10 protein-coding genes are annotated in these 13,340 nt (G+C 60.9%); 5 read left to right on the top strand and 5 right to left on the bottom strand.

Annotation, left to right across the window (positions count from 1 at the left end; all coding sequences use genetic code 11):
- Positions 1-442 precede the first annotated feature (442 nt).
- A complete protein-coding gene (locus AB9L16_RS14350) occupies positions 443-5,338 on the top strand; it encodes an NAD-glutamate dehydrogenase (protein ID WP_041480093.1) in 4,896 nt (1,631 codons plus the stop codon).
- A gap of 61 nt (positions 5,339-5,399) precedes the next feature.
- Here the strand turns inward: AB9L16_RS14350 and AB9L16_RS14345 are convergent, their stop codons facing one another.
- The 4 genes from AB9L16_RS14345 to AB9L16_RS14330 all read right to left on the bottom strand — a co-directional run bounded on the left by AB9L16_RS14345 (position 5,400) and on the right by AB9L16_RS14330 (position 9,418).
- The gene (locus AB9L16_RS14345; protein ID WP_375122289.1) at positions 5,400-6,698 is read right to left on the bottom strand and encodes a hypothetical protein; all 1,299 of its coding nucleotides are present in this window, start codon (positions 6,696-6,698) and stop codon (positions 5,400-5,402) included.
- A 275-nt stretch (positions 6,699-6,973) separates the two neighbouring features.
- On the bottom strand, positions 6,974-7,375 hold the full coding sequence (locus AB9L16_RS14340; RefSeq protein WP_375122288.1) for a cupin domain-containing protein: 402 nt from the start codon (positions 7,373-7,375) through the stop codon (positions 6,974-6,976).
- A 192-nt stretch (positions 7,376-7,567) separates the two neighbouring features.
- Complete coding sequence (locus AB9L16_RS14335; RefSeq protein ID WP_064363423.1) at positions 7,568-7,861, bottom strand: antibiotic biosynthesis monooxygenase family protein; 294 nt, start codon at positions 7,859-7,861, stop codon at positions 7,568-7,570.
- A 123-nt stretch (positions 7,862-7,984) separates the two neighbouring features.
- Positions 7,985-9,418, bottom strand: a complete 1,434-nt coding sequence (locus AB9L16_RS14330) for a PLP-dependent aminotransferase family protein (RefSeq protein ID WP_375122287.1) — start codon at positions 9,416-9,418, stop codon at positions 7,985-7,987.
- Positions 9,419-9,862: 444 nt separating this feature from the next.
- On the opposite strand from AB9L16_RS14330, the gene AB9L16_RS14325 reads away from it, so the two are divergent.
- Positions 9,863-10,303, top strand: a complete 441-nt coding sequence (locus AB9L16_RS14325; protein WP_375122286.1) for a carboxymuconolactone decarboxylase family protein — start codon at positions 9,863-9,865, stop codon at positions 10,301-10,303.
- Positions 10,304-10,483: 180 nt separating this feature from the next.
- On the opposite strand, the gene AB9L16_RS14320 is transcribed toward AB9L16_RS14325, so the two are convergent.
- A complete protein-coding gene (locus AB9L16_RS14320) occupies positions 10,484-10,771 on the bottom strand; it encodes a hypothetical protein (RefSeq protein WP_375123773.1) in 288 nt (95 codons plus the stop codon).
- A gap of 164 nt (positions 10,772-10,935) precedes the next feature.
- Between AB9L16_RS14320 and AB9L16_RS14315 the strand changes: the two genes are divergently transcribed.
- The 3 genes from AB9L16_RS14315 to AB9L16_RS14305 are packed head-to-tail and all read left to right on the top strand — an operon-like array spanning position 10,936 to position 13,177.
- Positions 10,936-11,658 carry a secretin and TonB N-terminal domain-containing protein gene (locus tag AB9L16_RS14315; RefSeq protein WP_375123772.1) on the top strand — a complete coding sequence of 241 codons (723 nt, stop codon included), beginning with the start codon at positions 10,936-10,938 and terminating at the stop codon, positions 11,656-11,658.
- Positions 11,655-12,206, top strand: a complete 552-nt coding sequence (locus AB9L16_RS14310; protein ID WP_041480103.1) for an RNA polymerase sigma factor — start codon at positions 11,655-11,657, stop codon at positions 12,204-12,206. Before AB9L16_RS14315 ends, AB9L16_RS14310 begins: the two co-directional genes overlap by 4 nt.
- Positions 12,207-12,238: 32 nt before the next feature.
- A complete protein-coding gene (locus tag AB9L16_RS14305) occupies positions 12,239-13,177 on the top strand; it encodes a FecR domain-containing protein (protein ID WP_375122285.1) in 939 nt (312 codons plus the stop codon).
- Positions 13,178-13,340 lie beyond the last annotated feature (163 nt).

Here is a 13,340-nt window from a genome sequence, read left to right as displayed (position 1 = left end):
TCAGGGTCGATAACAGGGCCTTGGGCGTTTTCGTTTCCGGATATGTAACGTTCCCAAGGATTGTCCTGGCACGAAAGTCCCGTGAAACCGGGGTATCGAGCCTGCATTTCAGCTCACGCCTGCTAGTGTTGATGCAGGCCAAACCCTGCATTTACGTGCCAATGACCGAATATGTCGCAGCACCGCAAGCAGACACATTGTCGCACCCATTAAGCTGCGCAACGGATGAGCACCCGTAAAGGCATTGTCGGCAGTGCTGGCAGTCGCTTTTGCAGATGCTCATTCATGGAAGGTGAATGTGACCTGAGTGTCCCGTCCAGCTTCACCCACCTGTCTCCCTGTTTCCTCTGCCCGAGAATCAGGAACAGGGCGACACCAGCCCCGAAAGGGGTGTTGCACGCGACGCTTTCCATCAATAACAAGCTTAAGCGGAGTACCACAGATGGCGTTCTTCACCGCAGCCAGCAAAGCCGACTTCCAGCACCAACTGCAAGCGGCACTGGCGCAGCACATCAGTGAACAGGCACTGCCACAAGTGGCGCTGTTCGCTGAACAATTCTTCGGCATCATTTCCCTGGACGAGCTGACTCAACGTCGCCTCTCCGACCTCGCTGGCTGTACTCTCTCTGCGTGGCGCCTGCTTGAGCGCTTCGATCACGCGCAACCGCAAGTGCGTGTCTACAACCCCGATTACGAACGCCACGGCTGGCAGTCGACCCACACCGCGGTCGAAGTGCTGCACCACGACCTGCCATTTCTGGTCGACTCGGTGCGTACCGAGCTGAACCGTCGCGGCTACAGCATTCATACCCTGCAGACCACCGTGCTCAGCGTGCGTCGTGGCAGCAAGGGCGAATTGCTGGAAATCCTGCCAAAAGGCAGCACCGGCGAAGGCGTGCTGCACGAATCGCTGATGTACCTGGAAATCGACCGTTGCGCCAACGCGGCCGAACTGAACGTGCTGAGCAAAGAGCTTGAGCAGGTGCTCGGTGAAGTGCGCGTCGCCGTCGCTGATTTCGAGCCGATGAAAGCCAAGGTGCAGGACATCCTCACCCAGCTCGACAACAGCGCCTATCCGGTCGATGCCGACGAAAAGAACGAAATCAAGAGCTTCCTGGAATGGCTGGTGGGCAACCACTTCACCTTCCTCGGCTACGAAGAGTTCGTGGTTACCGATCAAGCCGATGGCGGCCACATCGAGTACGACCGGAATTCCTTCCTCGGCCTGACCAAACTGCTGCGCACCGGCCTGACCTACGAAGACCTGCGCATCGAAGACTACGCCGTGTCCTACCTGCGCGAACCGACCCTGCTGTCGTTCGCCAAGGCTGCGCACCCGAGCCGTGTGCACCGTCCGGCTTACCCGGACTACGTGTCGATCCGTGAAATCGACGCCGACGGCAAAGTCATCAAGGAACACCGCTTCATGGGCCTGTACACCTCGTCGGTGTACGGCGAGAGCGTGCGGGTCATCCCGTTCATCCGCCGCAAGGTCGAAGAAATCGAGCGCCGCTCCGGCTTCCAGTCCAAGGCTCACCTGGGCAAGGAACTGGCACAGGTCCTCGAAGTGCTGCCGCGTGACGACCTGTTCCAGACCCCGGTCGACGAACTGTTCACCACCGTGATGTCGATCGTGCAGATCCAGGAACGCAACAAGATCCGCGTGTTCCTGCGCAAAGACCCGTACGGTCGCTTCTGCTACTGCCTGGCCTACGTGCCGCGCGACATTTATTCCACCGAAGTGCGCCAGAAGATCCAGCAAGTGCTGATGGAGCGCCTGAAGGCGTCCGATTGCGAGTTCTGGACCTTCTTCTCGGAATCCGTGCTGGCCCGCGTGCAGTTGATCCTGCGCGTCGATCCGAAGAACCGTCTCGACATCGACCCGCTGCTGCTGGAAAAAGAAGTCGTACAAGCGTGCCGCAGCTGGCAGGACGATTACGCCGCACTGACCGTCGAAAGCTTCGGCGAAGCCCACGGCACCAACGTGCTGGCCGACTTCCCGAAAGGCTTCCCGGCCGGTTACCGCGAGCGTTTTGCCGCGCATTCGGCCGTGGTCGACATGCAGCACCTGCTGAGCCTCAACGAAAAAAATCCGCTGGTGATGAGCTTCTATCAGCCGCTCGGTCAGGTCTCCGGCCAGCGCGAGCTGCATTGCAAGCTGTATCACGCCGACACGCCGCTGGCGCTGTCCGACGTCCTGCCGATTCTGGAAAACCTCGGCCTGCGCGTACTGGGTGAATTCCCGTATCGCCTGCGCCACACCAACGGCCGCGAATTCTGGATTCACGATTTCGCATTCACCGCCGCTGAAGGTCTCGACCTCGACATCCAGCAACTCAACGACACCCTGCAGGACGCGTTCGTGCACATCGTGCGCGGCGATGCCGAGAACGATGCGTTCAACCGTCTGGTGCTGACCGCCGGTCTGCCATGGCGCGACGTGGCGCTGCTGCGTGCCTACGCCCGCTACCTGAAGCAGATTCGTCTGGGCTTCGATCTGGGTTACATCGCCAGCACTTTGAACAACCACACCGACATCGCTCGCGAACTGACCCGGTTGTTCAAGACCCGTTTCTACCTGGCGCGCAAGCTCGGCAGCGACGATCTGGAAGACAAGCAACTGCGTCTGGAACAAGCGATTCTGACTGCACTGGACGATGTTCAGGTGCTCAACGAAGACCGCATCCTGCGTCGTTACCTCGACCTGATCAAAGCCACCCTGCGCACCAACTTCTATCAGACGGATGCCAACGGCCAGAACAAGTCGTACTTCAGCTTCAAGTTCAACCCGCATGCGATCCCTGAGCTGCCAAAGCCAGTGCCGAAGTTTGAAATCTTCGTTTACTCGCCACGCGTCGAAGGCGTGCATCTGCGCTTCGGCAACGTCGCTCGTGGTGGCCTGCGCTGGTCCGACCGTGAAGAAGACTTCCGCACCGAAGTGCTCGGCCTGGTAAAAGCCCAGCAAGTGAAGAACTCGGTCATCGTGCCGGTGGGCGCGAAGGGCGGCTTCCTGCCGCGTCGTCTGCCACTGGGCGGCAGCCGAGACGAAATCGCGGCCGAGGGCATCGCCTGCTACCGCATCTTCATTTCCGGCCTGTTGGACATCACCGACAACCTGAAGGACGGCGCCCTGGTGCCGCCGGTCAACGTCGTGCGTCATGACGATGATGACCCGTACCTGGTGGTCGCGGCGGACAAGGGCACTGCGACCTTCTCCGACATCGCCAACGGCATCGCCATCGACTACGGCTTCTGGCTGGGTGACGCGTTTGCGTCCGGTGGTTCGGCCGGTTACGACCACAAGAAAATGGGCATCACCGCCAAGGGCGCGTGGGTCGGCGTACAGCGCCACTTCCGCGAGCGCGGCATCAATGTCCAGGAAGACAGCATCACCGTGGTTGGTGTCGGCGACATGGCCGGCGACGTGTTCGGTAACGGCCTGTTGATGTCCGACAAGCTGCAACTGGTCGCGGCATTCAACCACATGCACATCTTCATCGATCCTAACCCGAACCCGGCGACCAGCTTCGTCGAGCGTCAGCGTCTGTTCGACCTGCCGCGTTCGGCCTGGACCGACTACGACACCAGCATCATGTCCGAAGGTGGCGGTATCTTCTCGCGCAGCGCTAAGAGCATCGCGATCTCGCCGCAGATGAAAGAACGCTTCGACATCCAGGCTGACAAGCTGACCCCGACCGAACTGCTCAATGCCTTGCTCAAGGCGCCTGTGGATCTGTTGTGGAACGGCGGCATCGGCACCTACGTCAAGGCCAGCACCGAAAGCCACGCCGATGTCGGCGACAAGGCCAACGATGCACTGCGCGTCAACGGCAACGAGCTGCGCTGCAAAGTCGTGGGCGAGGGCGGTAACCTCGGCATGACCCAACTGGGTCGTGTGGAATTCGGTCTCAATGGCGGCGGTTCCAACACCGACTTCATCGACAACGCCGGTGGCGTGGACTGCTCCGACCACGAAGTGAACATCAAGATCCTGCTGAACGAAGTGGTTCAGGCCGGTGACATGACCGACAAGCAACGCAACCAGTTGCTGGCGAGCATGACCGACGAAGTCGGCAATCTGGTGCTGGGCAACAACTACAAGCAGACTCAGGCCCTGTCCCTGGCGGCGCGCCGTGCCTACGCGCGCATCGCTGAGTACAAGCGTCTGATGAGCGATCTGGAAGGCCGTGGCAAGCTGGACCGTGCCATCGAGTTCCTGCCGACCGAAGAGCAACTGACCGAGCGCGTCGCTGAGGGCCACGGCCTGACCCGTCCTGAGCTGTCGGTGCTGATTTCCTACAGCAAGATCGACCTCAAAGAGCAACTGCTGGGCTCGCTGGTGCCGGACGACGACTACCTGACCCGCGACATGGAAACGGCGTTCCCGCCGACCCTGGTCAGCAAGTTCTCCGAAGCCATGCGTCGCCACCGTCTGAAGCGCGAGATCGTCAGCACGCAGATCGCCAACGATCTGGTCAACCACATGGGCATCACCTTCGTGCAGCGACTCAAAGAGTCGACCGGCATGAGCCCGGCGAACGTGGCTGGCGCTTACGTGATCGTGCGCGACATCTTCCACCTCCCGCACTGGTTCCGTCAGATCGAAGCGCTGGACTATCAGGTTTCCGCTGACGTGCAGCTGGAGCTGATGGACGAGCTGATGCGTCTGGGTCGTCGCGCCACGCGCTGGTTCCTGCGTGCCCGCCGCAACGAGCAGAACGCTGCCCGTGACGTCGCGCATTTCGGTCCGCACCTGAAAGAACTGGGTCTGAAACTCGACGAACTGCTCAGCGGCGAAATCCGCGAGAACTGGCAGTCGCGCTATCAGGCGTACGTCGAAGCCGGTGTGCCGGAATTGCTGGCGCGAATGGTTGCGGGTACTTCGCACCTGTACACGCTGCTGCCGATCATCGAAGCCGCAGACGTCACCGGGCAGAACCCGGCCGAAGTGGCCAAGGCTTACTTCGCCGTCGGCTCTGCACTGGACATCACCTGGTACCTGCAACAGATCAGCGCTCTGCCGGTTGAAAACAACTGGCAGGCTCTGGCCCGTGAAGCGTTCCGTGATGACGTCGACTGGCAGCAACGGGCGATCACCATCTCCGTCCTGCAACAGGGCGACGGCTCGCAGGACGTGGAAGCACGCCTGGCGCTGTGGATGGCCCAGCACGAAAGCATGATCGAACGCTGGCGCGCCATGCTGGTGGAAATCCGTGCTGCGAGCGGTACGGACTACGCCATGTACGCGGTGGCCAACCGTGAACTGCTGGATCTGGCGTTGAGCGGGCAAGCAATCGTGCCTGCGGTGACTGCGAATGCCGAGCTTGAACTGGCGTAAGTAGTGGCTGAATGAAGAAGCCCCGCTCTCGAAAGAGGCGGGGCTTTTTCTTGTCTGTCATTCAGAACGTATCGGCGCAGCGAAAGGCGAAGCTACCGACGCCGTCCGTACGGGGCAGGGATGTTCCGGCTACGACAATCTGATTGTCCTGAATGGCAAGGCCTCCCGCCATGTCGAGCACGGCGGTCAGATTGATGACCAGCACACCGTCGTCGGCAAAATCGCTATCTGGATAGCCGTCCGATTTGAACTGGGCAATGACGATTTCCGAGTCTTGTTCGCCGTGGGTGCTGGAAAGCACGACGATGTGTCCGTCCCTCAGCGTGCCAGCAGTCCATTGGATGCCGAAAAGGGCTTTTGGATAGGACGTCAGGACTGGCCTCCCTTCATTGAAGTCGATGGCGTATTTCCCGTTCCTGTCGACACAAACCAGGACGCCCTGGTGAACAAAATCCTTCGAGGTGGCGCTACCGATGCCAAGGATGTTGCCACCAGGCATTTCGACCAGTTGGTTGATCTGACTGAGCTTGTCCAGGCGGTCGAACAGGGCAAAACCGTTATCGCCAAAGCTGCTGACAGGCTTACCTGTGGCGTCGAAGAGGGCGATCATTGCGCGGTAGCGGTTTTCACGTGAAACGTAACCTGCGATGGCGAATTTGCCGTCCTGGAGCCGGATTAGTGAGCCAGCCCACGTGAAGTTGGCCAGGTATCGAATCACGACGTAACCCTTTCCCTGGCCAAACGCAGTGTCCAGAGCCCCGTTGCTTTGCAGTCTGATCAAAAGACCGCATTGGTCATTGGGGGAATATCGATGGTTGCTCAACACCATCAGTTTTCCGTCGTCCAGTTCAATGGCATGGCCACTGTAATCGGATGCCGTAGTGCGTTTTTGCCCAAGTTCGATCTCGGACGACGTGAGCGCGGGCACCGGAATCGGATCAACGAAGACTACGCCGTTGACGCCAAATGCGGTCTCGGGCGTTCCGTCATTGCGAAACATTGCCAGGCAGCGTTGTGGCTGTGCGTATTCGTGTAGATAAAAGGCACCCTGAAGCAACAGATTTCCGTTCTTGAGGATGCTGATGCTGCCACCCGTGGATTTATAGCCCGGAGCGAAAACCCCGCTGGCCACGCCATCCCGGGCAAACGAAGTGTCCTGTGTGCCATCAGGCTTCAATCGCACAATGGCGAACTTGTTGCCCGGACTTGCGGCGATCAGCAGCTTGCCGTCCGCCGCGACGGCAACTGCGTTGGCGAAGCCGTTTTCCTGATCGGGATATTTAAACCAGGTGAGGCCATTTTTATCGGGGCCGAAAGTGGGGTCCAGATTATGCACAGCGGTGTCTTTTACTTCAGTCATGGTCTGCTCCTCGAATACGCTGTTTTTGCGTAAAGCGATCAGTCGATAGGGACCGGCAAATCAACGCAGTGCTGGTATTTGGGGAGCTTTCGGTCGCGCTGTCCACTGTCAGACCTGACAGTGGACAGCGGCGGATGATTGTGGATTTGGAAGACGGGATGGCCTGTCTTGCCGGGGATTTAATGTCTGAGGGTTTTTGTGGTGTGTGGTCTGGCGCCTTCGCGAGCAGGCTCGCTCCCACGGTTGATCGCATTCCAAATGTGATCAGGCAGCCATCAGTTTTCCAGCGGGATCAGCACCTGCTCGTTCGGGGCCATCACCATGAACACCAGCAACCTGGCAGGCTTGGTTGAGCTGGCGTTTTTCGACACCAGATGCTCGGAGCCGGCCGGCTCGTACCAGAACTGGCCCTTTTTGTAAGTGATCGCCTGTTCGCCTTTGACTTGGGAAATCACCTCGCCGTCGAGCACGTAAGCCATCGCCGTGCCTTCGTGCTTATGGGCGATCGAGGATTGCCCGGGCTGGTAGTCGACTTCGATCATCATGGCTTTCTTGCCGGGGGCGTTTTTCAGCAGTTGTTCCTGCAGGACGGTGATTTTTTCGGATGGGTCGTGAGCCATCGCCGATGCGGAAAGGCTGAAGGCGAGGGCGGCGGCGACGAGGTGCAGGGCTTTCATGGCGGGTTACCTGTGATGGTGGGGGTGTGCTCACAGTAGGCCGCAATGTGGCCGGTTCAAACGGCCAATATTCGCGAAGATCAGGTGACCAATTCTGGTTCAAAAGCAAAGATCGCAGCCTTCGGCAGCTCCTACAGGGGAACGCATTCCAGAGTAGGAGCTGCCGAAGGCTGCGATCTTTTGATCTTGCTTTTAGACGATAGGAAAGCTGTTGAAATCGACGCTATTGGCCAGGCGGCTATCGATCAGGTCGATAAACCCCTGCGCCTCGGGCCGGTTGAAATGTGCCTGCATCGCCGCTTCCGACTGCCAGCGCGCGCTGACCGTCCAGCGGTGGCTGTCCTCGGGGCAGCGGTCGACCAGGTAGGAATCGCAGCCCGGAGTTTCGCGCAGGGTATCGACGATCTTCTGCAATTGCTTGCCAAGCTCTTCCGAGCGGCCCGCAACAGCCTTCACCTGAACCGTGTTGATCACTTCGTTGGACATTGCTCACACTCCTGAATCAGGCCGGACGAATCCTGCTCACTGAGGGATAACGCCTGTGCAGAATAGGCCTGCCGCCATGAATCACCAATAACCAATCGGCGGTAAAAGCCTTATACCAACGGCTCATGACAGCTGCTCGAGGATGTCGCGCAAGCGATCGAGGGCAATGTCGATGTCGAGGGTTTCGATGGCGCCGAAACCGAAGTAAAGGCCTTCTTTCGCCGGCTGCTGGTAGTAGAAACCACTGATCGCATAGAGACCGACCTCGACCTTTTTCGCCAGCTCGATGACCAACGGCAAATCGATCGGCACCTTGCAGAACACCGCCATGTGAAACCCGGCGCTGGCCGGCACGGCTTGCAGCCACGGTGCAAGGTCAGTCGCCATGCGCTCCAGGATGCGTTCGCGGCGTTGCGTGTAGATCGTGTGGCAGCGGCGGATGTGCTTGAGCAGGCAACCCTCGGCGATGAACTTGGCCAGCGCCCATTGCGGCAGAGTCGAGGCGTGCAGATCGGTGAGCTGTTTGGCGCGGATCACCGCCTCGATGATCGACGGCGGCAGCATCGCGTAGCCCAGGCGCAACTCCGGCAGCAGGGTTTTCGAGAAGGTGCCGACGTAGGCGACGATGCCGCGCTGATCGAGGTTGTACAGCGAATCCGTAGGCCGGCCTTCGTAGCGGAATTCACTGTCGTAATCGTCTTCGATGATGATCGCGCCGAGCTCGTGGGCACGGGCAAGCAGGGCCTCGCGGCGCGCCTGACTCATCGCCATGCCCAGCGGAAACTGATGCGATGGCGTCACATAGATGAGCCGGGTGCCATCGGGAATGTGCTCGACCTGAATGCCCTCGGCATCCACCGGCACCCCGACCACCTCCGCGCCATGCGTGCCGAACAACAAGCGCGCGGGCGGATAGCCGGGGTCTTCCATGGCCACCAGACTGCCGGGACGGGTCAATACGCGGGCAATCAGGTCCAGCGCCTGCTGCGCGCCGTTGCATACGACGATGTCCTCGTCCTGACAGTTGATGCCACGGGAAAACGCGATGTGCCGAGCGATCGCATTGCGCAGCGCCGGCAAGCCTTCGGCGACGCTGTAGAAACCTTTCGACTGCGCCATCTGCCGCATCGCGTGGGCGACGCAGCGGCGCCAGTCGTCGTGGGGGAACTGGCCTTTGCTGGTGGCGCCGCCGATGAAGTCGTAGCGCAGCGAACCTTGCAGCGTCGGGTGACGGAGGAACACCGGCAGATTGCGCCAGCTCTCGATCACCTCGGCACTGGCCAGCTCGGTGTGGCTCTGCTTGCGCTGCACCTGCGCCGGTCGGGCGTTGACGTAGGTGCCTTTGCCGATCACGCCGGTGAGGAAGTTTTCGTAGGTCAGCTGCGCATAAGTGTCGGAAATGGTCTTGCGCGAAATGCCCAATTGCTCGGCCAGCAAGCGGCTCGGCGGCAACTGCGTACCCGCCGCCAACCGCCCGGATTCAATCGCCGCGCGCAGCTGCTGATACAACTGACCGGCAAGATCCTTGCGGCCGTTGATCACGACATGAAGTTCCATACCGACGAGGCTCCCGGGTGTTGAGTGAAGTGTCGGTCAGATTAGCGTTGTTGGGCTTTTGGCAGTAGTTGCGTGGAGTAAAAACCGCAAATTGGCGCAAGTCCCTGTGGGAGCGAGCCTGCTCGCGAAAGCGGTCTGTCATTGAACAGATTCGTTGTCTGACACTCCGCTATCGCTGGCAAGCCAGCTCCCACAGTTTTCGCGGCGTGCACAAATCTTGTGAACGACGTTAAACCTTGTGGGAGCTGGCTTGCCAGCGATGGCGGTGGTGCAGTGGATGAATATTTGTCTGGGAAACCGCTTTCGCGAGCAGGCTCGCTCCCACAGGTATTGCGTTTGGCCGAGGTTCATTGGTGTAGCCGGAATTCATGGAATTGGGGCTGTAACACAGCCTGCGCAGCCCTTACTGTGAAACTCATCATTCCGCCTGCCGAGAGCCGCGCCATGTCCCTGCGTCTGGATTACTACAACGCTTCGCCCAAGGCGATGAAAGCGATGATTGCCATGGAGGCGCTGACCGCCAACTTGAGCATCGAAGCGCCGCTGCTGCAATTGATCCGGATCCGCGCTTCGCAACTCAACGGCTGCGCATTCTGCACCGATATGCACTCGGTGGACGCGCGGCGGGCCGGGGAGAGTGATCGGCGCCTGTATGCGGTCGCGGTGTGGCGCGACAGCAACTTCTTCAACCCTCGCGAACGCGCGGCGCTGGCCTGGGCCGAGGCGGTGACGCTGTTGGCCGAAAGCCACGTGCCGGATGACGTCTACCAGCAGGCGCGCGAGCAATTTGATGAAGGTGAACTGGTGGACTTGACGGTTGCGGTCAGCGCCATAAACAGCTGGAATCGCCTGGCCGTCAGCTTCCGCCAGACCCCGAGTGACTGAAAAGCCCCCCTCCCTGTGGCGAGGGGATTTATCCCCGTTCGGCTGCGCAGCAGACGCCAAAACGGTGAAATCGGTTTATCTGACAGATCAGAGTCAGGCGACTTCGGGGCTGCTGCGCAACCCAACGGGGATGAATCCCCTCACCACAGGTGCTAAATCCCTCAGCACCCACAGTGCGATTCAATTCGGCGGCCGCTGCGGCTTCACCGAGGTGCCAAACGTATTGCCCATCCGCGTACTCGTCGCCGCCGGGGTCGCCAGCCCGACCTGATTCGGCGCGCGCTTGTGCACCGGCACATTCAACGCTTCCATGTTCTTCTGCGCCGCCGCCGCGCCGTCGGGATTGTTGCCCATCTGCTGGCTCAGGCAATCGTAATTCGGCGCCTTGTAACCGCCGACCGTGACCTCGACACAGCCCAGCGGCTCTTCCGCCTGCGCCGCACTCACCATCAGCAGCAAGACCCACATCCACCGTGTTTTCATGTCCGCCTCCTGGCCCGCCCGAATGGGCCGCTATGGGTTTGAGTCTAGTGCAAGCGCGCCGCAAAACCCGTGATGGTTTTTTTGCACCGCCCGTCATACCAGAGTCATAAATGCCCCGCAGGATAGCGATTTTCAGGGGTGCGCCAGTCGTGCAGCGAGGCAGTTCGCGGATCAGTCTTCAGCGCTCGGCGACGCTTGTGCGCCGCGCGGGTCTGGGGTGGCTGCTCGGTCTGCTGACCTGCGCGGCCAATGCTGATCCGGCAGCGGCAGACATGCGCATGACCTTGCACATCCCGGCGCAGGAGCTCGCTCGGGCGCTGGATCAATACAGCCGCGCCACGGGCGTCGCGGTGCTGGTCGACAGCCAGTTGAGCCGGGGCCGCCGCTCCCTCGCTGTGGATGGCGAATACACCGCCGCCGATGCCTTGCGCCATTTGCTCGGCGGCACCGGGTTGATGGCGCGTTACGCCCGGGCCGATGCGTTCACTCTACAAGCGGCGCAGGTGGAAGATCTGCCGGTGCCGACGGACAAACCCACGCCGGCCGTTGTCGCGGTCAACCGCAGTTACGCGACGGCGGTGCAAGCGGCGATCGAGCGCAAGCTGTGTCGTTCGCCGCTGACCCGCCCGGGCAGTTATCGCGCGGTGTTGCAGGTGTGGGTCGGGCGCGACGGCGTGGTGCAGCACAACCGGTTGGTCACTTCGACCGGCGATGTACGGCGCGATAACGCGCTGGTGGAAAGTTTTCGCAACCTCACAATCGATCGGCCGACGCCCAGCGCCTTGCGCCAGCCGGTCACGTTGCTGTTGTTACCGGAGTCGTCAGGGAAGCGCATGGAATGCACGAGATGGGAAGGAGTTTCCGGGGGATGAAAGACGCCGGACAAAGCACGATGGGCCAGCTGTTCCTCAGCTCCTACGAGGACTTTCGCGTGCGCTTGCGCCGCCGCCTAGGTTCCGAGGATCTGGCCAATGACGTGCTGCACGAGACCTGGCTGCGGGTCGATCGCATGGAAACCCCGCCGAACCTGCTCAAGCCCAACGCCTACCTGTATCGCATGGCCCTGAACATCGCCGCCGACCGCCGTCAGGCCGATGCGCGCCTGCTCACCGGTACTGAGGTCGAAGAGCTGCTGCAACTGGGCGACGAAGCCCTCGACCCGGCGCGGGTGGTCGGTGGGCAAAAGGAGATGCAGGCCCTGCTCAGCGCCTTGTACGAACTGCCCGCACGGCGTCGGCGGATCTTCATCGCCGCGCGGCTGGAAGAGGCGCCACACCTGGAAATCTCCCAGCGTTTCGGCATTTCCACGCGCATGGTCGAGAAGGAAATCAAAGCCGCGCTGGGCTTCTGCGCAGCGAAACTGGAAAGAAAAGTGTTTCAGCGGTTCGGTCGCGGGGCCGGAAAACCGTCTAGCGAATAGTGACCCGATTAATCCGTTGAGAATTTGCGCGTTTGAACATCTTTCGACTGAAACCCGCCGAGCCTTCGGCCACCGAGTCTCTGCACAGCGAAGCCCAAGATTGGCTGATCCTGCTGACCTCGGGCCGCGCCACCGTCGCCGACGCCCGCGCCCTGCGCGAATGGTGCGCGCAGAGTGGCGAACATGCCCGGGCCTTCGAAGAGGCCAAGCAGCTGTGGCATCACCTGCAACCGGCCGCCGAAGCCGTGCAGGGCCGACGCAGCTTCGGTCGACGGGCATTTCTCGGCGGTGCGATTGCCGCATCCGCCGCATTCCTGCTGGTGCGCGGCACGATTCCCGGTGGCTTCGAAGGGCTGGGCGCTGACTACATCACTGAAGTCGGCCAGCAACGGCGGGTCGAACCGGCGCAAGGCGTCAGCCTCGAACTCAACACCCGGACCCGCATCAACCAGCGCAGCGTCGAAAACGGCGTGCAGGGCTTTGAACTGGTCAGCGGCGAAGTCGAAGTGCAAACCGCACGCCTGCCGCTGGCGATGCAGGCCGGGGCAGGGTGGTTGCGCGCCAGTCAGGCGCGCTTCAACCTGCGCAACACCGACCAGCAAGTCTGCGTGACCTGCCTCGACGGCACGGTCGACGTCGCCATCGACGGCCGCAATCTGCGCCTCGAAGCGGGCCAGCAAGTCACCTACGACACAAGGCAAATCGGCAACGTGCAAACCGTCGACACCGCCGCCGTGATGAACTGGCGCCAACAAGTGCTGGTGTTCAACGGCGCGACCCTCAGCCAGATGATCGACGAAATCAACCGCTACCGCCCCGGCATGCTCCTGCTGCTCAACCGCGAACTCGGCCAACGCCGCGTCCAGGCCCGCTTCAACCTCGACCAACTCGCCGGCGTCGCATTGCTGATCCGCGACGCCTACGGCGTCAAATGCACCGAACTGCCGGGCGGCGTGGTCGTTCTCAGCTAGCGCCAGAAAGGCTTGCTCCAACGTTCGGCCCACTCGCTAAAGCTCGGGGTTCCTTCGTTCCGATGTCGCCCGTGGATCAAGATCAAAAAAGCAGGCGAGCTGACACTCGGCCTATCGGATGGTGAAAGCGTGGGGTGTTCGGCTTTTGATTTGCGTTGTTGCT

This window comes from Pseudomonas sp. LW8, assembly GCF_041956865.1.
Lineage (GTDB): Bacteria > Pseudomonadota > Gammaproteobacteria > Pseudomonadales > Pseudomonadaceae > Aquipseudomonas > Aquipseudomonas siliginis.
The sequence above is the reverse complement of the archived record's forward strand: the minus strand, read 5'-3'. Positions and strand labels throughout refer to the sequence as shown.

Bases quoted from the DNA above. Each gene is read 5' to 3' on its own strand.
- AB9L16_RS14350 (WP_041480093.1), top strand. From the start codon at position 443: ATGGCGTTCTTCACCGCAGCCAGCAAAGCCGACTTCCAGCACCAACTG.
- AB9L16_RS14345 (WP_375122289.1), bottom strand. From the start codon at position 6,698: ATGACTGAAGTAAAAGACACCGCTGTGCATAATCTGGACCCCACTTTC.
- AB9L16_RS14340 (WP_375122288.1), bottom strand. From the start codon at position 7,375: ATGAAAGCCCTGCACCTCGTCGCCGCCGCCCTCGCCTTCAGCCTTTCC.
- AB9L16_RS14335 (WP_064363423.1), bottom strand. From the start codon at position 7,861: ATGTCCAACGAAGTGATCAACACGGTTCAGGTGAAGGCTGTTGCGGGC.
- AB9L16_RS14330 (WP_375122287.1), bottom strand. From the start codon at position 9,418: ATGGAACTTCATGTCGTGATCAACGGCCGCAAGGATCTTGCCGGTCAG.
- AB9L16_RS14325 (WP_375122286.1), top strand. From the start codon at position 9,863: ATGTCCCTGCGTCTGGATTACTACAACGCTTCGCCCAAGGCGATGAAA.
- AB9L16_RS14320 (WP_375123773.1), bottom strand. From the start codon at position 10,771: ATGTGGGTCTTGCTGCTGATGGTGAGTGCGGCGCAGGCGGAAGAGCCG.
- AB9L16_RS14310 (WP_041480103.1), top strand. From the start codon at position 11,655: ATGAAAGACGCCGGACAAAGCACGATGGGCCAGCTGTTCCTCAGCTCC.